We start from the raw sequence: 19749 nt of genomic DNA, 5'->3' as shown, positions 1-19749 counted from the left end.
GCTGCCCAGGATGCTGGCCAAGCCCCCGAGCCGGTAGCGCACCCAACCGCCAAAGACATGGCCAAGCACGCCCAGAAGCTGCCCTATCCGGCCAGGCAGGCCGATATGGAGCTGCAGCCGGGCATGGGGTTCAGCACTTACCGCCCCGCTGGCAAGCTCCAGGATAAAGTGGCCCTGATAACCGGGGCTGACTCGGGCATCGGGCGCGCCGTGGCCGTGGCCTTCGCTATGGAAGGCGCCCACGTGGCCGTGCTCTACAACGAAAACACCGTGGACGCCGAGGAAACCAAGCGCCTCGTGGAAGCGCAGAACCGCCGGTGCATTCTGCTCAAACATGATGTGCGCGAGCCCAAGCAGTGCAAGCAGGCCGTGGCCCGCACCCGTGCCGAGTTGGGCGGCCTCAATATTCTGGTGAATAATGCCGCCTACCAGATGTCGCAGGAGAAGTTCGAGGATATTCCCGAGGAGCAGATTCGTCGCACCTTTGACACCAATATTCTGGGCTACATCTGGATGGCGCAGGCAGCCGTGCCGCACATGCAGCAACACGACTGCATTATCAATACCGGCAGTATTGTGGGCCTCACGGGCATTCCTATTCTGATTGACTACGCCAGCACCAAGGGCGCCATTCATGCCTTCACCAAAAGCCTGGCCCTGAACCTGGGCGAGCGGGGCATTCGGGTGAACTCCGTGGTGCCCGGCCCGGTCTGGACGCCCAACATTCCAGGTACCATGCCCAAGGAGGAAATTGCGAAATTCGGCCATGAGGTAGCCCTGGCCCGCCCCGGCCAGCCCGAAGAATTAGCCCCCGCTTACGTGCTGTTGGCCTCGCAGGACGGCTCGTTCATGACCGGCTCGCTGATACAGGTAACTGGTGGCAAGCTCAGCACCGACGGGTAAGGCGAATACGTGACTTGGTGAATGCGCGGGTTGATGGTTCGGGGGCCGGTTTGCGCCAGTGGCGCAGCGGGCTTTCGTGGGGTCAGCTACCATTTTCAATGTCTTCCCGCAAAACCCTATCGTACCCCTTTCCTGTTTGTGCTGTACTGCTCCCTCTGGTGAACTGACTTTCCGGCGGTGCGCGCCATTTGCGCAATCGGGCCGCTTGAACGTCAACTCACCATTCCACCATCTCACCACTTCCCTTCATGCCCCATTATCCCGAAGGCACCGTCCGGGCCCTGCTGGAAACCGACCTGGTAACGCCCGCCACCCGGGCGGCGCTGGAGGCCCGGCTAACGGCTCCAACTACCTACGAGCCGCAGTTTTTCGATGCCGATACCTACCGGCTGCTACAGGCCGTGGCCGCCCGCATCTACCCGCAGCCCGACCGCGAAACACCCATTGCGCTGGCCCCGGCCGTGGATGCCCGCCTGTTGAAGGGGGGCGCCGACGGCTGGCGCTACGACTCCATGCCGCCCGACCGCGAAGCGTACCGCCTGGGTTTGGGGGGCATCAACCAGGCTGCCGAAGTCCGGTTCCAACAGCCTTTCGTAGCATTGGATGAGGCCCGGCAGGACCAGATTATGGAGTTGCTGGCCGCGGCTGAAGCCCCCGGCGAAAACTGGAGCCAGTTGCCCCAGGACCGTTTTTTCGAGGAAATGCTGGCCGAACTGACCGAAACCTACTACGCCCACCCGTTGGCCCAGGAGGAAATCGGGTATGTGGGCATGGCCGACGTGCCCGGCTGGCAGCGTATCGGTCTGAATGAACTGGAGCCCCGCGAACCGGAAGGAACGAAATAGTACCTGCGCCTGAACGTCGACTCCTACCTTCACCACCTCACTACCTCATCTCATGCCCGACGAAGAAACGCTGGAAGAAGGCGTACTGAACCCGGTTCAGCCCGAAATACAGGACCCGCTGCTGCGGGAAATACTCGAAGAAAACGAGCTGCAGGCCGACCCCAGCCGCAACCCGCTGGAGCAGCCCGCGCCCCTGCCCGACCCCGACGAAGTGGTGGACTGCCTGGTGATTGGTACCGGGGCGGGCGGTGCGCCGCTGCTGGCCCGGCTGGCCCGCGCCGGTCGGCGCGTGGTGGCCCTCGAAGCCGGCCCGCGCCACGATGCAAAAACCGAGTTTGCCACCGATGAGAAAGCTCAGAACTTCCTGTTCTGGAACGACGAGCGGCTTTCGGCCGGCAAAAACCCGGTGGCCTTCGGCAAAAACAACTCCGGCATCGGCTACGGCGGCTCTACGCTGCACTACACCGCCTACACGCCCCGTGCCCACCGCGGCGACCTGACCCTGCACACCGAGTTTGGGGAAGGAGTTGACTGGCCCTTTGGCATTGAGGAGCTGGAACCCTACTACGAGGAGCTGGAGCACTTTCTGGGTGTTTCGGGCCCCACACCTTACCCATGGGACGCCGGCCGCCGCAAGGGCTACCCGCTGGCGCCGCTGCCACTCAATGGCGCGGCCCAACTCATGGAGCGGGCCTGCGCCCAACTCGGCATTAAAACGTCGCCGGCCGCCAATGCGGCGCTGTCGGCGCGCTATTACCAGGAGGGTGTGGGTTGGCGCGAGGCCTGCACCAACCGCGGCTTCTGCCAGGCCGGCTGTAGTACCGGCGCCAAGGCGAGCATGGATGTCACCTTCCTGCCTTTGGCCGAGCAGTACGGAGCCGAAATCAGGACTGGCGCCTACGTAACCGAAATTGAGCGCGATGCCCGGGGCCACGTAACGGCCGTGGTATATGAGCAGGGCGGGCGTACGGTGCGCCAGCGCTGCCGCAACCTGTTTCTGTGCGCCGGGGCCATCGAAACGCCCCGTTTGCTGCTGCTGAATGAGCTGGCGCTGAATAGTGGGCAGGTGGGCAAGCACTTCATGGCCCACGTGGGCATGCAGGTCTGGGGTACATTCCCCGAGGATGTGCGGCCCTACAAAGGTATTCCGGGCGGACTGATTTCGGAGGACACCCACCGGCCCAAAGACGCCGACTTTGTGGGCGGTTACCTGCTGCAAAGCATTGGTGTGATGCCCGTTACGTTTGCCACTCAGATGGTGCGCCAGCGTAAGCTCTGGGGCCAGCCCCTGCGCGATTACATGCGCGACTACAACCACATTGCCGGTATCAACGTGCTGGGCGACTGCCTGCCCCACGCCGATAATTTCCTGGAGCTCAGCGACGAGAAGGATGCCCGCGGCGTGGCCAAGCCCCGCGTACACTTCACAGCCCAGGAAAACGAGCAGCGGATGAACCGGCACGCCGAGCGCATCATGCGTCAGATCTGGGAAGCCGCCGGGGCTAAAGACATATGGGCTTTTGAGCGCTACGCCCATATTATCGGCACGGCCCGCATGGGCACTTCGGCCAACGATGCAGTGGTGGACCCCGACGGCCGCGCCTTCGATGTGCCCAACCTCTACATCTGCGACAACTCGGTGTTTCCGAGTGCCCTCAGCGTTAATCCGGCCCTCACCATTATGGCCCTGAGCCTGCGCACGGCTGATAAATTCTTGGAAAACCAGCAGGCGTAAAAACCGCGGCCGATGGCCGTGCGCTGTTCACTGGCAACGCCCGCAAGCTGGGGCGAAGCGACCTGAACCGCGCTTTTCCCAAAAGGCCGCAGGTTCCGTTTCGGCGGATTCCTGCGGCTTTTTGCTGGTTGTCCGGGCCGGTTGATAGCCCAACCGCGCTTGCATCGCCCCGCGTTGGCCGATGACCCGTGTGGCATACGGTCGTAGAAGATGACAAAACGCCGGCTCACAGATCGGGGCGGATGCTTTGGACTTCTCCCGGCAAGTGCTTTCGCTTTGTTTAGCGTTTCGGGCTGCTGTTGGCGTGGAGCAGGAGGTAGGGGCCGCAAAACTCTTTAGGGTCGTTCGCGTTGCAGGCTCCAAACTTCGCGACTATGATTGTTTATAAAGCCGGTGATTGGTGGCGGGCCCTTTGGCATTTCCATACGTCAAGCATCATTCGGCTGTTGCTACGCCGGGTAGCCTTGGTGGCTGTCTATAACATTGCCGTGGCCCTGATCGTGCTGCGCTACCATGCCGTTCCCATTCAGCTGGGCCGCGAGTACTTCTCGTTTCTGGGTATCATGCTCAGCCTGCTGCTGGTGTTCCGCACCAACACGGCTTACGACCGCTACTACGAGGGGCGACGGGTATGGGGGCAGCTCGTGTCGCATTGCCGGGGGCTGGCCATCGAACTCAATGCCATTCTGCCCCGCGATGCGGCCCGCAGCCGGGCCTACTACGCGGCCCTGATTTCCAACTTCCCCCTGGCGCTCAAGGGCAGCCTGCGCAACAATGTTCGCTACGAGCAGTTCGAGGCTACCCCCGACATTATCGAACGGCTGCAGGCTGCCGAGAGCCCCACGGTCTGCCTGCTGGCCGTTTTACAGGAAAGCATTGAGCAGCTGCGCCAGGCCCAGATAATCGACCCCGTTCATTTACTGGTTTTCAAGCCCCATCTGCTGGGTATGATGGAAGTGAACGGCGTTTGTGAGCGGATCAAGTCTACCCCTATTCCGTTCTCTTACACCTTCTTCATCAAGATGTTCATTACCCTGTTCATTGGCATCATGCCGTTTGTGCTACTGGCTACCAGCGGCTACTGGATGATTCCCATCACGATGGTGGGAGCTTATATCATGCTGGGGCTGGTCATGATTGCCGAGGAAATCGAGCAGCCCTTCGGTACCGACAGCAACGATTTACCCATTACCCAATTGGCCCACAAAATCCGGGTGAGTGTGCACGACGTGCTGAACGTAGAGCTTCCCCATTTTAAGAAAGCATTGGCTTATCCGCCTTACAGTGTAGTCCGGTAGCTGGCTCGCTTATTGCTATTTGTTATACAATTTATTGAATATATGACATGTGTAAGCCGTTTTACGCGTTTTCCAGCCGGCTGATTGCATATTTTTGATTTTTTATAAAAAAATCCGGCCATAATTTTCCGATTCCGTATAGTCGATTCGAACTCGCTTGAGCGCGGGCGCGTTAGTCCCACAATTGGAAAAAATTCCCTCTCTTTTTTAACTCTTCATCAGAATGAAAGCACTATTATCTTCTCCTCCCGCCCTTCGGGGCCAAGTCTGGCAACGGTTATTACCCCTGCTGGCGCTGTTTGTTTTCTTCGGCACGAGCTTCACAGCGCAGGCGCAGCCGAGCAACCCAAACACACGTTTTACGGGCTCCAATATCATAATTGACCCTGGTACTGGCAACGTGACTTATGATGGGCAGAATACCACTGCGGCTCCTGACTTTGATGGAGAGGACTTGGGTACGTTTGATGTATCTAATTTCAACACCACGTTGCTGCTCAATGGCGGTTCCGCTTTTACCTCTGAGTTTGCCCCTGATGTCATTAACAGTGCTACCCTTACCTACAATGTAACAGCTGATGGTGTTAGCGCCCCCGTTACTAGTGGTACCATTGCATTGCCTCTGGTGAACACCAGTGGCGGGGATAAATCCTTTTTCAATGATATAGCTAATATCGACCTACTCAGAGGAGCTACCGCCAATACGACATTAGCACCGGGTTCTTACACCGTCGACGTGTTTTTTACGGTTTCTGGCCGTACCACACGTAGCAATGGTACCCCTCGTACATTTACCATTCAGACGCCCCCTGGGGGGGCTTACCAAGCCACCTTCACCGTAACCGGCGTACGCCCCACTGAGCCTCCGACTTCCACTACTTGGACCGGCGGACAGGATGACAATTGGTTTGATCCGGCCAACTGGAGCAACGGAGTACCTAACTCCGGTAAAGATGCCACGATTCCGGACTTTGGTTCGGGTTCCACAATTCAATACCCCAACATCTACAGCGACGCCATTAAGCTTCCTAGCACGCGCGAAACCGTCATCCAAAATCCAGGCGGTGGCACGTCAACTGTAACTACCGATGTACCCGGTTACGACAATACGGCAACTGGCCCAAGAGGCGCCTCGGGTCCGGCGCAAACCCGCACCTTCACCATGAATGGCACCAGCCAGGCCCAACGTTCTATTACCCGCCTGGTAGTAGGTCGCCTGAATGTATTTGGCGACTTTAACAACCAGCAGGATAGCTTTATCCAGCGCGAAAACACGACTATCGCCTTTGCCGGTACCGACCAAATTATCAGTGGCTCGGCTTCGGGTCTGGTTAATGTGGAAATTTCGGGTGGCGGCATCAAAGACCTGACTACCAACTTTACTGTTCAGGCCGGCGGTGTCCTCCGCTTCATCAACGGTATTCTGCGGACCAATATCAGCGCGGTAAACGTGTCGTTTGTAGAGCTTTCTCCGGCTACCAACGTCAACAATGTAGGTATTCAGTCGGCCCGTATCGAGGGCGAAACGGATAATTCGTATCTGCGGGGCTACGTGAAGATTGCGGAGGTTGCTCGTGCGGGCACTACGCAGGATTTCGGTAACATTGGCCTCTCACTTAACTTCGTTGGCAATAACCCGGGCATTGTAACGGTAACGCGTAACACGGCGGAAAACTACACTTCCGTTAATAATGGCTCCAACAGCCGCCCAACCATCCGTCGCATCTTCGGAGTACGCCCTGCCGACCAGCAGACCAACACCGGCGGCCTGAATGCTACGCTTACGTTCCGTTACCTCAATAACGAGCTAACGAACCTCATCCCCAACAATCAAACGCTTGATGAGAGTAAATTAGCCCTGTTCGTGTCTACATCGAGCGGTAACACGTTCGGGCAGCTGGGCCGCGACGCACTGGATACGGAAAGTAATACTCTGGTCAAAACCAATGTAACCACGTTTGCTACCTTCTCGCTCAGCGAGTTCACCGCACCGCTGCCCGTTACGCTCACGGCGTTTGACGCCAAGCGCGTAGGTAAGAATGCCGAGATTACCTGGGAAACGGTAAATGAGTTGAACAGCCGCGGCTACGAGCTGCAGGTGTCCAACGATGGCCGCAACTACCGGGCCCTGACGTTCGTGCCCAGCGCTTCGCCCAATAGCAACCAGTTGTTGCGCTACCGCTACATCGATACCGAAGCGGGTAAGACCGGCGTGCGCTACTACCGTCTGCGCCAGATCGACCTCGACGGTACCGACCATTATTATGCGCCTAAAGTGGTGACGTTTGATGGGGGCGCTGAATTGGCCAAAGCGGAAGTTCGGGCTTTCCCGAACCCCTTCGGAGAGGTGCTGACCCTGACGGCCAACACGAGCGTAGCCGGCCCGGCCCAGTTGTCGGTAACCGATATGACGGGCCGCGTAGTGAGCCAGCAGGCAGTGCAACTCACTGTCGGTATCAACGACGTATCCGTGCCGAACGTAGCCAACCTGCGCAGCGGTATTTACTTGGTGCGCCTGGTAATGCCTTCGGGCGAAGCCAAGGTGATGCGGGTAAGCAAGCAGTAAATAACCGAATCCGGTTGTAATAATCAGGGGCAGCTCCATCAGGAGCTGCCCCTTTTTGTTGTAGTAATGGGCCAGTGCCACGGCTCCCGACCATCAGCCGCCCACCTTCGTACACACTTTACTATGCCCAACACCCTCACGTTCCTGGCCCTGCACTACTGGGCCGGCGCCGGCCACGAGTTCGACCAGCTAGCCAATCTGCTCCGGCCCGATTACCGTTTGCTCGCGCCTGACTTAGGTGGTTTCGGTGGGGCCCCGGCTCCGGCGCGTGGGTTCTCGGTATCCGCCTACGCCGATGCTGTAGCTGCTTTCATGGAGGCCGAAAAGCTGACCCGCTACGTGCTGGTGGGCCATAGTATGGGGGGCAAAATCGCGCTGGAACTGGCTGCCCGGCAGCCGGTGGGCCTGGTGGGAGTGGTGCTGCTGAGCCCCTCGCCACCCAGCCCCGAGCCCATGACCGATGAAGACCGCCAAACCAGCCTGCAGGCCTGGGGCAAACCGGCTGAGGCCGAAAAAACGGTCTGTAACATCACGGCCCGGCCGCTGCCTGAGGCCACGCACCGGCAGGTAGTGGCCGACAACCTGGCCAGCTCGCGCGCGGCCTGGGAGGCGTGGCTGCTGCGCGGCAGCCGCGAAGATATTAGCGCCCGGGTAAGCCAGATTAGGGTGCCCTGCGCCCTGGTGGCCGGCGACCAGGACGCGGTACTCTCGCCCTCGGTGCATGGCCTCGAAACGCTGCCGTTGCTGCCGCCCGATACGCCCCTCGAAATAGTGGCTGGTGCCGGCCATCTGCTGCCCTATGAGGCCCCCCAGGAAGTAGCCGCACTGCTGCGCCGGTTTGCCAGCGAGCGAATTGCAGAGTAAGTAGTGCCCCGAATTGCCCGTGTAATTTCGGCGGCGTAACACAGCATTTTACCCAGTCTGCCCCCCCCCCGTCAACCAACTCCTGTGCGCCGACCTAATTTCCTTGCCCACCTGCTCGTATCGGCTAAACGGCACTGGTCTAACTACCTGGCCGAAGCATCGGGACTGTTTCTGTTTCTGTTTGCGTCGGGGCTGATTGCTACGGCCGTGCACTATCCGGGCTCGTGGCTGGCCGAACGGCTGGCGGGCCACGAGGTACTGGGCCGGGCCGTAATCGGACTGGTAGTAGGCCTGACGGTGGCTGTTATCGTGTATAGTCCCTGGGGCAAACGCTCGGGGGCCCACGTGAATCCGGCCGTCACCATCGCCTTCTGGCAGCTGGGCAAAATAAAGCCGGCCGATGCCTGCTGGTACATCCTGGCCCAGGTGGCCGGGGGGCTGCTGGCCGGGCAGGCCTTGCTGGCCCTGTTGGGCCGCTACTTCGCCCATCCTAAAGTCGACTACGTGCTTACCCAGCCCGGGCCCGATGGGGTGGCAGTGGCCTTCGGAGCCGAGTTTGTAATTACGTTCGTGATGGTGGCGGTGCTGTTTATGGCCCTGCACACCAAACGGCTCCAGAACCTGGCCGGCTGGCTGCTGGCGGCGCTACTGGCGTTCTATGTGGTAGTCGAAACGCCGTATTCAGGCATGAGCCTCAACCCGGCCCGTAGCCTGGGTTCGGCTGTGGCGGCCCAAAATTACACCGCGCTGTGGCTGTATATGCTGGCGCCCCCGCTGGCGGGCTGGCTGGTGGCCATCCTGTTCAACCTGATCTTCCGCGACACCCCGCTGTCGGGTTCCAGCGTGGCTGGCCCCCGCGAGGAACTCCCGCAACACCCGGTAGAATAGGGGAGGCCGGCCAGTGAGATAATGAGTTGGTGTTCGGGGAATTGCTTCCGTAAATGACACCAGCCGGCTCCGAACAGCAGCTCACCAGTTTATAACGGGCCCTACGCAGCAGGCCTTACGCAGCAGCCCCAGCGGAGCGACGTATCAGTAATCCGATAGGTCGCCCCGCTGGGGCTGCTGCGTAATAGCCGTTACTCACTCACCAGTTCACCCTTAGTCCAGGGCCCGGTCGCGGAAGAGCAGGAAGCCGATATGAGCGAATACGCCGAACTTCTGGCGCGGGTCATCATAGTGAATAAACTGGAGCGAGAGCGGCCCGACCGGCGACTGGTACATAAACCCGGTCATAACCGTCAGGTAGGGGCGGCTGATGGAGTTGAGGCGCTGCGGCAGCAGCGGGTTTACATCCTGCCGCTCCCAGGGCCGGACAAGCGTGTGCAAGTACGCCTCGGAGCGCCATTCCACGTTGGTTAGTACTTCCTTGATATAGCGCAGGCCTACTGCCGCGTAGGCCGTACCCCGATAACGGTCCATAAACAGCGTGCGCGAATCGGTGAGGGGCAGAAAGGCCGCCGAGGTAGTGAGCGAGGAGCGATACGTGGCAAACGCGCCCTGCGTAGTGGCCTGCACTTCGGCCAGGTAGCCCCAGGCGTGTACTTTACGGCCCACCGAGTCGGTTTTGTTGAAGGTAAAGTACTGCTCATTGAACAGGCTGAGCTTCAGCCACTGCTGGGTTTTGCGCCGGCTATCCAGCTCCTCGGCAGTGCTGCCGGGCGTGTAGCTTTCCCGCGCCTGCACGCCCCGGAAACCCAGTTTCACCCGCCGGCCAGCCACCGCGTACTGGCGGCGGTTGAGGGAGTTACGCTCAAAATTGATGGCTGCCGTGAATCCCTGGAGGCGGCTCTGGTCGAGGGTAGCGTTGCTGCTGATGTCGTCGGTGTTAGCAAACCGGTCGCGGTTGGTGAACACGCCTCCGCTGAGTATGTAGCGGCTGCGGTAGTTGGGGCTGAAGCCTACCTGAAGCACCGTTTTCACGTCGCGCTGCTGAATCTGGGAGTTCTGGGCCGACGATTTCAGTAGCGGGCTGGTGTCCTGGTAGTTGAAGTTATTGAACGCGAATACGGGCTCAATATAGAGTGGAATGTTGCCCGGGATACTAATCCGGAACGACGCCCGGGCGCCGTTGTAAAACCGGCCGATGGTAGCATCGGCCTTGATGGCGTACAGAAAGCGGTTGAGGTAGCGGTAGCTGCCCCCGATGTAAAGGTTGCTCATCGAGCGGGTCGAGAGCACGCCGCCCAGGCTGGCCGTCAGGTTCGAGTTCTGGCGCGCATCTACCCCCAGCACGTAGCCCTGCTGCTTTTTATCGTAGCGGATGCGTGGGTATACGTTGTTGAAAAAGTCGTTGCTCACCAGCCGGTAGTAGCCTTCCTCCACGTCGCCGGGCGTGTAGTAATCCGAGCCCGAACGCTGGAAGAAGCGCCGCACAAACTCCTGCTGCTGCGGCGGCAGGCCCTGCACGGTTATCTGTTTGAACTCCGTACTCGGAGCGCGCTGCTGAAACAGCAGCCGGCGGTTCTGGAGCGCCACTGTATCTTGGCGGCGCGCAATGCGGCTGCGCAGTTCGTCCATTTTGCGGTCGGCCGCCTTCACCCCCAGTTCTACCAGCCGCTTGGCCTGGTTGAAATCAGCGGCCGTAATGTCACCTAAATCGGGCTGAATAAAGATGCCGTTGGGCCCCACCGACGACGTGTCGGCCACGTTCGAGCCCAGGAACAGCAGCGTGGAAGTCAGCAGTTGGTCGTCGCGCTCCTTGGGGTACTTCTTAAATGCTACGTCGCCTACGTTCACCCCAATAATAACGTCGGGCTGAAACTCCTGGCGCATCACGCCGGTCGGAAAGTTATCCACCACCGCCCCGTCGAACAGGTAGCGGCCATCGGCCTGGCGGATGGGCCGGAAGGCCAGCGGGAAAGCCATGGAGTTGCGCACGGCGTCGGAGAGCGAGCCGTCGCGCTGAATAACTTTCTCGCGGGTAAACACCTCGGTCGCCACCGCCCGGTAGGGCACCAGCAGATTATCGAAGTTGTAGTTGGCAATGGCACCGGCCGGGGCCAGCATGGTGGCCAGCACATAGTTGAGCGTTACGTCGTTCACCAGCCGCGGCGTAACGTTGATGCGGAAAGCCGAGTCGATGGCCAGACGCAGGTTCAGCGGGGCGGGCGTGGGGTCGGCATCGTAGTAGTTGTACACCTTGCCCTCCAGCGGCGCCCCCGACACCCAGGTCTGGAACTCGGGCCGCAGCACAATCTGCTCAATCTCATCGGGTGAGTAGCCGGCGGCGTACATGGCCCCCACAATGGCGCCCATGCTGGTGCCTACGATGTAGTCGATGGGAATCTGGTTTCTCTCCAGCTGCCGTAGCACGCCCACGTGGGCAATGCCCTTAGCGCCGCCCCCGCTTAGTACCAAGCCTACTTTCTGAGCCTGTACGGCCCCCGGAAGCAATAGCGCCAGCAGGGCCAGCACACAATAAATTCTCCGCATATTATTCTTACTGAATGTAGCCCAGGTGTCCGGCTCCTACGCATTCCGGAACGCGGAGTTATCCGGCCGGCGCGGCATTGGCAGCCAAGGGCTTCCGGCCCGCATTGGGGCCGCAAAGAACGGCTATTTAGGGCAGTAAGAGGTCAGGTTGCCAGGAGATTATTGCTTCGGCATCGGAACAACTGGTTTGGGTCCTACTAGCCGGTTATTTGCTACTCTTCGTGGCCGGCGGCGGCACGGGTGGGGGCGCCTTCGAGTTGCTTGGCTTCGAGGGCCAGGCGCTGCTGCTCCTTGGCCGAGGGTGTGCGCGGCAGCTTATCGAGGTCGGGCTGGCCGGCGTCCACCCAGGCCGTGTACCAAAAGGCTCCTACCAAACGCAGGGCCAGCTTCATTTGGCGCTCTACCTGCCCGCTCAGGCGCTGGTGGTAGGCGCGGGCAAAGTCGCGCGAGTAGGTGCGCACGGTAGCGTTGCCGCGCTGCTCGAAGCCGTACTTGCGGTCCTGTGAAAACTCGCCACTCAGTTCCTGCTCGAAGCGCAGCACCGAGTCGAGGGCAGTGTTGGAGCGGGCCACGGTGGCCCAGATAACGTCGGTGGGGCGCTCCAGGTAGGGCGCGGGGCCGGTGAAAAAGTCGTAGCCGCTGCTTAATAGCTCGGGTAGCCGGCTCTCCCAGAACCCATGAATGCCGCGCTGGCCCGTGAACTGGCCGTTGTAGTTGCGGGTGGTGTGCAGCGGCACGCAGGCATCGGCAATGTAGTGGCCCAAATCGGCCGAGAGGTGCAGAATCCGGTCGGTGTCGCGGGCCTGAAACGCGGCTGTCAGCTGGCCTTTCATGCGGGCTACCTGCCAGGGCACAATGCCATGGCGCAGCAGCGAATCCTCGCTGAGCAGGGCTACCGCGTCGGGGTAAGAGCGGGGCAGCTTGTAGGCGGCCGAGTCGCCGTAGGCATCCAGGTCGAGGAAGTGGCGGGGGGCTTCGCCGGGTACCACCGTACGTCGCGAGTCGGGCCGGGTGGCGTTGGTAGTCAGGTAATCGATGTTGGCCTTGTAGAACCCCACCATTTCGGGCGGTAGCGTGTACACCGCCAGCCGGTTAATCAGCCGGTGCGCGAAAAATCCCCAGGCCCGGGCCGGGGCCGGCAGCAACAATAGTAGCAGCAGAAAGGCAGTGAGGCGGCGCATGAGGGAAGATAGACGTTTTTCAGTCAAAGGAGAAGCGCAAAAAGCCGAAGCCGTTGAATCAGCTATGGGCTGATGTTCAACGGCTTCGGCTTTTTGCGCTTCCCCTTCGGCTTTAGGCCTTAGCTGATGCTCACGCGCACCTTCTTAGTGTACTCGCGCAGGGCGGTCTTGAAGTCAGATTTATGGTCCTGGATGTGGTTGAGGATGAAGATGGCGGCAAACACATGGGTCAGCTGCTCGCCTTCGTCCTCGCCCTCCACCTCGAAAGCAGGCGTCTGTTCCTCCAGCAACGCTTCTTCGGCGGCTACCAGGCTTTCCAGGGTCTGGGTTTCCACCAAATGGCGGATAACGGGCATTTTCATGGCAACGGTGCGGACTAGTTGAGGCGGGAAATGAGGGAGGCTACGGCTTCCTCCTTGCTGGCGGCCACGGTGTCAACCAGCTCGCCGTTGCGGAACACGGCGAAAAAGGGCAGGTTGGTGACGTTGGCCAGCTTGCGGGCCTCGGGGCTGCTCTCGGCATTCACGTCCAGAAACTTCATGTCCTCGTTGCCCTCGGCCTGGGCCAGGCGCTTAAATTTGGGCGAAAACAGGCGGCAGTTGCCACACCAGTCGGCATAATATTTCACCACTACCTTCTCATTTTCCTGAAGCAATTGCTGGAAATCGGCGTCGGTGGCTTTGATAACGGACATTCTGAAAAGGGGTTTGGTGACAGATAACGATGTTTGCAGGTAAGAATGATTCTTATCTGCCAGCAAAGGTAAAGCACAAAACCCCGAAAATAGTTTCTCCGGCCGGCCTTTTCCCAGGCTACTGCCGCACTACCCGCGTGCGCACCACCTGACCATCAACCACGCCCGACAACGCGTATACACCCGCGGGCTGAGCGGCAGCAAACACGGCGGGCAGCCGGTTTTCGCCGGCCTGCAGCACCACCGTACGCTGGCTCACCAGGCGGCCCACGGCATCGTGCATGGTCAGCTGTACCGTTTGGGGTTTAGCGGCCGTGAGCAGCATGGTATAGGCGCCGTGCGTTGGGTTGGGCCAGGTGGCAATAGCGGTGGGCAGGGCGTCGAAGGTCACGCTCTTTACCGCCGAGTAGGAAGCCGTGCCGTCCAAGTCAAGCTGACGCAGGCGGTAGTATTGGAGTGTGCCCCGCTGGGCGGCCCCCACATCGGTGTAGCGGTACTGCTGGGCAACGGCCGTAGTGCCGTGCCCGGCTATAAACCCCAGACGGCGAAAGTTGATGCCATCCATGCTAGCTTCTACCTCAAAGCCTTTATTTTCCAACTCCTGAGCCGTATGCCAGCTAAGCAGGGCGTCTTTCGCCCGCGCCTGCGCCACGAAGGACACCAGCGTTACCGGCAGGGGCCGGTCCAGGTCGGCGGCCGCGAAGATGCCGTAGGTATTCTGCAAGTCAGAGGTGAAAGTATTGGCAGCAGTATTCACGCTGCCCTGCGAAGGCTCCCAGTTGCTGCCGTTCCAGCGCTGCAGACGCAGCTGGCTTTCGGTGATGGTGTTGGGGCTGGTACTCCACTCCGTTTCCTGGTAGCCCAGGGTGAGGGTGGACGTGGGCGTAATGGTGTAGTTGGCCGGCGTAACTATCCAGTAGCGGTCGAGGGCGTAAGCGGCATCTCCCCGCAACGCTGAAACGCCCGTGGGCAGGGGCAGATTACTGGCCGGAGTAGCGTAGGTGGTAAACGACAGGCTGCCATTGCTGCTACCCGCCCCTGTGATGGTCGCCGTCATGGCCATTGGCGCAGCGCCTGTACCCATTGGCACAGTATAGGTGCCCGTGCTGGCCCCGATTACCCATACCAGCCGCCCATAGCCGACGGCCGGATCAGTTTCGGCAATCAGGCGGCCGGTAGTCTGGCTCAGGGCCGAAACCGCTCCGTTGTTGAGCGTAAGCGTGCGGGAATTGAGCTGCACCTGCGTGGCCCCCAGCGTCAGCAGGCCATTGCTGTTGCCCACCGAAATATCGGTAGCCAGCTGCACCGGGCCGGTAGCCCCGCTCACATCCAGCGTGTGGAAAGTAGTAGAACCCGTACCACCGATTTGCTGGGCAGCTGCGCCGACCAGCTGCACCGTGCCGGTGGTCGGCGTCAGCACCCCGCCGGCCGTGCTATTGGTCCAGTTGCCCGTCAGGCTCAAGGTGCCCGCGTTGTCGATGCTGCCGTTGCCGCTGATGGTTACATCACCCATTACGGAGAGCTGCGCCCCTGGCTGAATGACCATTACGGTACCTTGGTTGGAGAGACCCTGGCCCACAACAGGTCCGGCGGCAAGCAGCAACAGGCTTCCAATGGGTGAAAAGTATTTCATAGCGAAAATTGGAAGCCGCTTACCAGCGGGGCGGAAAAACACCTTGCAAGGCAATGCAATAGGAGAGGCCTAAATAGGGCTGCATGTTGTTGTGAGGTTCAGCATTGCCTATGGTTCCGGTGGCCATGTAGCCGGCACCAGAAGCCTCGTATTGGGGCTCGCCGGAGCCGTTGCTGGCCAGGTAAGCACCTTCGGGTGAGCCCAGCGTGCCCAGCTCAGAGCTGTAGGTTAGGGCCAGAGTGTGCTGGTGCACAGGCAGCTCCGTTTCGTTCAGGGTGGTGGTGGCGCTGCCCCCGGTCTGGCCCAGGTCGTAGAGACTGAGCCCTGGGCCCTGGCCGGCCCCGATGGCCACCCGCCCGTTCAGGTTGGGCAAGGCGAACGTCGACCTCCCATCCCCGCCGTAGATGGTACCCAGCAGCGCAAACAAGGCCGTGTTCTGGGAGATAGGCAGCAGCTGACCGTTGCAGCGGGCGTAGCCCTTGGGTACGAAGTTGAAGGGAAACATAACTATTTCCGCCACAAACGGGTCAGATCCGCCCGTGAGCGTACCCGCCGCGGCGGGCGTGGCGCGGCCCAGCAACGCCTGCAGCGGTCCGGCCAGAAAACTCCCGGCCACCAGGCCCGACAGGCGCTTGAGCAGGCTCCGGCGGACCGGCAGGCTGGGGGAAGCAGCAATGGATAACGTTGACACGGCTAATTGGAGCTTGGGTAAATGCCCTGCAGGGCGATAACATAATTGAGACAGGTGAAGGGCTGCCGGTTTTCGTGGGCCTGACTACCTCCCGCAATACTCGAAACGTTTATGGGCGGGGCAGCCGCGGGCGAGTTGGCCAGCGCCGTATTCAAGTTGCCACCGTACTGAGGCGCACCGCCGCCGTTGTCGGCCAGGTAGTTGTGGACTGTGGGCCCCGATGTGCCCGCGAGATTCGTAGTTCCATTAGCCGTGCTGGCTTTAAGGCCGTGCACGTGTGGCGGAATCTGCGTGGCCAGCAGCACCTGGCTATCGGCACCGCTTTTCTGGCCCAGCGTTACATTATCTCCAACACCGGCAATAACCCGGCCGCGCAGGTCCGGCAGGGCAAAGGTCGTTTGCCCGTTACCGCCATAGGTAGTACCCAGCAGGGAAAAGAGCGCTTGGTTCTGGTTGATGGGCAAGAGCTGGCCGTTGCATAAAGCCCAGCCCTTGGGAGCGAAGTTGAAAGAGACCATCATAATCTCCGACAGGAAAGGCTGATTGCCTTGAGGAGCAGCCACATCTAGCGGGGCAGCCGCCACGGCCGGGCTTTTGCCGAGCAGCAAGCCGCCACCCAACACTCCCCCCAGCTTTTTAAGCCAACTCCGGCGCGAGGAACCGCCCGTGGGCGAATCAGTTATTGAAGACATCGTGCGAAGGACTTAGGTCGGTGAAGGGAAGATACCGAACAGCGAAATGATGTAGTTGACCGCCAGGTAGGGCTGCATATTGTCGTGGGGCTGGTTGCCGCCAACCGGGCCCAGCGTTTGGGCCGGCTGGGTTACCAGGTTGGTGGTGGCCTGCGTGTACTGGGCCGAGCCCGAGCCACTGTCGGCCGGTACGGTGCCTATCGGCGAGGCCGAGGTGCCGGGCGCGGTGCTGGCGGCTGGCGTGTGCGTGTGCGCAGGAATCTGGGCCACCGTGAGCGTCACGGACTCTACCCCGCCCTGCTGCGCCAAAGTGTAGCTACTGGTTCCGTTGTTACCCTGGTGCAACGGTGCCCGGCCTCTTAGGTCGGGCAGGGCGAAGGATTCCTGCCCATCGCCGCCGTAAGTGGTACCAATGAGCTGAAACAGGGTTTCGTTCTCGGAAATAGGGAGCAGGCTACCATCGCAGAACATCCAGCCGGAGGGCGGGAAGTTGCCGGCGAAAATGGCAATTTCCCCCACGTAGGGCTGACCGCCGTTGGGGCGCATGGAAACCAGCGCTTGGGGCCTAGCCACCGCGCCGGGCCGGAGCCAGCGCTGGAAGCGTTGGAGCAGGGAACGGCGGCCAGCCGCCGAGCCGGACGCCGAAGAAGAAAAGTCGGCCATGAAACTAGCGGAACGCACGAGAGGAATACAGAAGAGAACGACTGGCTACGACTCGCGACGCCACGCCCCGCTGGTGTAGATGTAGCGCGCCGCGTACTTCGACAGGATATTGCCCGTGCCGCTGCTCGATACGACCGTCAGAAACTCGTTGTCGTTGTTGACGATAACCAGACGCTGGCCCTCGGTACCCGTACCCAGCGTCACGGCGCCGTTGCCGGCGCTGTTGTTGGTGTACACAATGTTGGTTACGGCCGGATTCACGGTTATGGCGGTAGTAGGAGCCGGGGCGTTAGAATTGCTTTCGGCCGTGTAGTTGCCCGCGCCCACCGTCGACCAGCCCGTAGCCGTGTACTGGTAGAGGCCAGGCGTGTTGTCGGTCTGGACAATGAGCAGGCCCACGGCTGGGCTGCTTATGGTAGTGCGCTGAGCCAGTGTCAGGCGTGGGGGAAGCAGGCCCTTACTGGTGCTGCTAACCTCCAGCGCCGCCGAGCCGACCGGCGCGGAGGTGGTACCCACGGCCAGGGTGCCGCCCACGTTACCGTTGCCACTCACGGTGCTTGTTCCAGTTACAATGCTGTTGCCGGTTACCGTTACCTGGCCCGCGTCGCTGATGGTGATGCCGCCGCTGCCGTTATTGGAGAGGCTGAAGTTGTTGAGCTTCACGGCCGAAGTAGCCGTCCCGTTGCCCAGGTTATCGCCGGCCCCGGCTTTATCGGGCAGCCATACCCAGTTGGCTGTGGTAGTAGCGCTGGCATTGTAGTAGAAGCCGGGCTGGGTACCGTCGGTCTGGAACACGAGCAGGCCCTGGGCCGGGCTGCTGATGGCCGTGCGCTGGGCAGTGGTCAGACGCGGTACCAGCATACCCTTTGTGGTGCTGGTCACGTCCAGTGCGGCCGAGGCGTTGGGCACGGCCACCCCAATCCCGACGCTGCCGGTCTGGGCATGGACAGCTGTCATAGAACCCGCTGTCAGCGCCGCTACTACCAACAATTGAAAGCGTAAATTTTTGCTCATACTCGCGAAATTGGGGCTGCACTCATCGGTGCTGAATATTGTATCAAATCTATACTATATATGGCAGATTATACGCATTGATAATGAGGCAAATACCTGGATCAGCTCAAAACATACAATCCTGGGTCAGAAAGCCGCCGTATACATTCGTTTTCCCAAGCCAGTATCCGGCTGCTTCCCCGTATGCAAACCATTCTCTTTTTTGGCGACTCGCTCACGGCGGGTTACCAGCTACCGGCCAGCGCCGCCTTTCCCTCCCGCATTCAGGAGAAAATCGATGCCCTGAATCTTCCTTATAAAGCCCACAACTACGGCGTGAGCGGCGAAACCAGCGCCGGCGGCCGCCAACGCCTGCCCACAGTACTGCCCCGCTTCCCCCAGCTCGATGTGTTCGTACTGGAACTCGGGGCCAACGACGGCCTGCGGGGCCTGCCGGTGCGCGAAACCACCCAGAACCTGCAGTTCATCCTCGACGAAGTAAAGCGCGCCCACCCCGAGGCCCGCCGGGTGCTGGTGGGCCTGGAGTTTCCCTTTGACCTAGGCCCGCTGGCCACGCTGGGCGGCGGCCGTTTCGGGCACTACGCCCACGAGTTCAAGGCCCTGTTCCGCCAGCTGGCTGATAAGAACGAGGTCGATTTCGTGCCCTTCCTGCTGCACGGCGTCATCGGCCAGCGCCACCTCAACCTGTCCGATGGCGTGCACCCCAACGCCGAGGGCCAGAAGCTGCTGGCCGACAACGTGTGGCAGGTGCTGCGTGGCGTGCTGGAGCAGCGGCCGTAGTATAAACGGCTTTCCGAACCATATTCCTGCTAATTTAGCCTCCCAATTCTCTCTTGTCCTTCCGCTTATGAACCGCCCGTTTTATCCCCTCGGCGACTGGCGCCGCAATCTGTTTCTGCTCACGGCCGCGTCCAGCCTGGGCTTAGGCATACTGCCGGCCTGCTCCTCCAACGACAGCCGTCCGGAAGCCGCGGAATCTTCCTGGGACAATGCCGCCACGGACTCCTACAGCCAGGGCGTTATCACCGAAATGACGGAAACCCAGCCGGGCGAGTGGAAAATTACGGCTGAGCGGCCGGCCGGCAAGGAAGAGGTGGCGGCCATTCTGCGGCACGCCGATGGCAAGGTGGATACACTGCAAGGCCAGGCTTTGCAGCAGCAGATGCAGAACTACACCCGCCAAAACCCCGAAAACCGGGTGGCGGGCCGGGGCATGATGGATGTGCTGATGTGGAGCGGCATCGGCTACATGGCTGGCCGCTGGATGACACCCAACTCCGGCGCCTACGCCTCTTCGGGCATTATGCAGGGCAATAACGGCTGGCGGCAAAATATCGCCCAGGAGCGCACCAACGAAGGGCGGGGCTTTTTCGGGCGGGGTTTTACGGGTAACCGCAACGGCGGCAACGCGGGTATCAGCCCCAGCTCCAGCGTACAGCGCAGCACCCCACGCGGCACGTTCCGCAGCTCGGCCCCCAGCGGCAGCCGTAGCGGCTTCGGCAGCCGGAGCAGCTCGCGGGGTTTCGGCGGCTAAG

At 60.7% G+C, this 19749-nt stretch carries 18 protein-coding genes; 9 read left to right on the top strand and 9 right to left on the bottom strand.

Features of this window, described 5'->3' with window-relative positions; translation table 11 throughout:
- Nucleotides 1-57 precede the first annotated feature (57 nt).
- The 7 genes from BLW21_RS11065 to BLW21_RS11035 all read left to right on the top strand — a co-directional run bounded on the left by BLW21_RS11065 (nt 58) and on the right by BLW21_RS11035 (nt 9099).
- The gene (locus BLW21_RS11065) at nt 58-903 is read left to right on the top strand and encodes an SDR family oxidoreductase (RefSeq protein WP_092740113.1); all 846 of its coding nucleotides are present in this window, start codon (nt 58-60) and stop codon (nt 901-903) included.
- Nucleotides 904-1151: 248 nt separating this feature from the next.
- On the top strand, nt 1152-1748 hold the full coding sequence (locus BLW21_RS11060; protein WP_092739958.1) for a gluconate 2-dehydrogenase subunit 3 family protein: 597 nt from the start codon (nt 1152-1154) through the stop codon (nt 1746-1748).
- Between the two features lie 52 nt (nt 1749-1800).
- Entirely contained in the window at nt 1801-3483 is a 1683-nt protein-coding gene (locus tag BLW21_RS11055; protein ID WP_092739956.1) for a GMC family oxidoreductase, read from the top strand.
- A gap of 374 nt (nt 3484-3857) precedes the next feature.
- On the top strand, nt 3858-4781 hold the full coding sequence (locus BLW21_RS11050; RefSeq protein WP_092739954.1) for a bestrophin family protein: 924 nt from the start codon (nt 3858-3860) through the stop codon (nt 4779-4781).
- A 223-nt stretch (nt 4782-5004) separates the two neighbouring features.
- A complete protein-coding gene (locus BLW21_RS11045; protein ID WP_092739952.1) occupies nt 5005-7347 on the top strand; it encodes a T9SS type A sorting domain-containing protein in 2343 nt (780 codons plus the stop codon).
- 123 nt (nt 7348-7470) lie between these two features.
- Nucleotides 7471-8211, top strand: a complete 741-nt coding sequence (locus tag BLW21_RS11040) for an alpha/beta fold hydrolase (RefSeq protein ID WP_175470936.1) — start codon at nt 7471-7473, stop codon at nt 8209-8211.
- Between the two features lie 84 nt (nt 8212-8295).
- Nucleotides 8296-9099: an MIP/aquaporin family protein gene (locus BLW21_RS11035; RefSeq protein ID WP_175470935.1), complete on the top strand. Its 804-nt coding sequence runs from the start codon at nt 8296-8298 to the stop codon at nt 9097-9099.
- A 213-nt stretch (nt 9100-9312) separates the two neighbouring features.
- Here BLW21_RS11035 and BLW21_RS11030 read toward each other — a convergent pair whose 3' ends face one another.
- From BLW21_RS11030 to BLW21_RS10990, 9 genes are all read right to left on the bottom strand, one after another.
- Nucleotides 9313-11646 (bottom strand): patatin-like phospholipase family protein, encoded by a 2334-nt coding sequence (locus BLW21_RS11030; protein WP_092739946.1) that lies wholly within the window; start codon nt 11644-11646, stop codon nt 9313-9315.
- Nucleotides 11647-11858: 212 nt separating this feature from the next.
- Nucleotides 11859-12827 (bottom strand): zinc dependent phospholipase C family protein, encoded by a 969-nt coding sequence (locus BLW21_RS11025; RefSeq protein ID WP_092739944.1) that lies wholly within the window; start codon nt 12825-12827, stop codon nt 11859-11861.
- A 119-nt stretch (nt 12828-12946) separates the two neighbouring features.
- Nucleotides 12947-13189, bottom strand: coding sequence for a DUF6952 family protein (locus BLW21_RS11020; protein ID WP_092739942.1), 243 nt, complete (start codon nt 13187-13189; stop codon nt 12947-12949).
- A gap of 14 nt (nt 13190-13203) precedes the next feature.
- Entirely contained in the window at nt 13204-13521 is a 318-nt protein-coding gene (locus tag BLW21_RS11015) for a thioredoxin family protein (protein ID WP_092739940.1), read from the bottom strand.
- A 118-nt stretch (nt 13522-13639) separates the two neighbouring features.
- Entirely contained in the window at nt 13640-15154 is a 1515-nt protein-coding gene (locus tag BLW21_RS11010) for a hypothetical protein (RefSeq protein WP_092739938.1), read from the bottom strand.
- A gap of 19 nt (nt 15155-15173) precedes the next feature.
- Nucleotides 15174-15845 (bottom strand): phage tail protein, encoded by a 672-nt coding sequence (locus BLW21_RS11005; protein ID WP_317040233.1) that lies wholly within the window; start codon nt 15843-15845, stop codon nt 15174-15176.
- A 2-nt stretch (nt 15846-15847) separates the two neighbouring features.
- A complete protein-coding gene (locus BLW21_RS11000) occupies nt 15848-16537 on the bottom strand; it encodes a phage tail protein (protein ID WP_317040232.1) in 690 nt (229 codons plus the stop codon).
- Between the two features lie 12 nt (nt 16538-16549).
- Nucleotides 16550-17200, bottom strand: coding sequence for a phage tail protein (locus BLW21_RS10995; protein WP_317040231.1), 651 nt, complete (start codon nt 17198-17200; stop codon nt 16550-16552).
- Between the two features lie 45 nt (nt 17201-17245).
- On the bottom strand, nt 17246-18157 hold the full coding sequence (locus BLW21_RS10990) for a hypothetical protein (protein ID WP_139255178.1): 912 nt from the start codon (nt 18155-18157) through the stop codon (nt 17246-17248).
- Nucleotides 18158-18397: 240 nt separating this feature from the next.
- Here BLW21_RS10990 and BLW21_RS10985 point away from each other — a divergent pair, with 240 nt between their 5' ends.
- Both BLW21_RS10985 and BLW21_RS10980 read left to right on the top strand, forming a co-directional pair.
- Nucleotides 18398-18994, top strand: a complete 597-nt coding sequence (locus BLW21_RS10985) for an arylesterase (RefSeq protein ID WP_092739934.1) — start codon at nt 18398-18400, stop codon at nt 18992-18994.
- Nucleotides 18995-19061: 67 nt separating this feature from the next.
- Nucleotides 19062-19748 (top strand): Cj0371 family chemotaxis-regulating polar lipoprotein, encoded by a 687-nt coding sequence (locus BLW21_RS10980; RefSeq protein ID WP_092739932.1) that lies wholly within the window; start codon nt 19062-19064, stop codon nt 19746-19748.
- The last annotated feature ends 1 nt before the right edge of the window (nt 19749 follow it).

It is taken from the genome of Hymenobacter psychrophilus (assembly GCF_900107135.1).
GTDB classification, from domain to species: Bacteria; Bacteroidota; Bacteroidia; order Cytophagales; family Hymenobacteraceae; genus Hymenobacter; species Hymenobacter psychrophilus.
The sequence above is the reverse complement of the archived record's forward strand: the minus strand, read 5'-3'. Positions and strand labels throughout refer to the sequence as shown.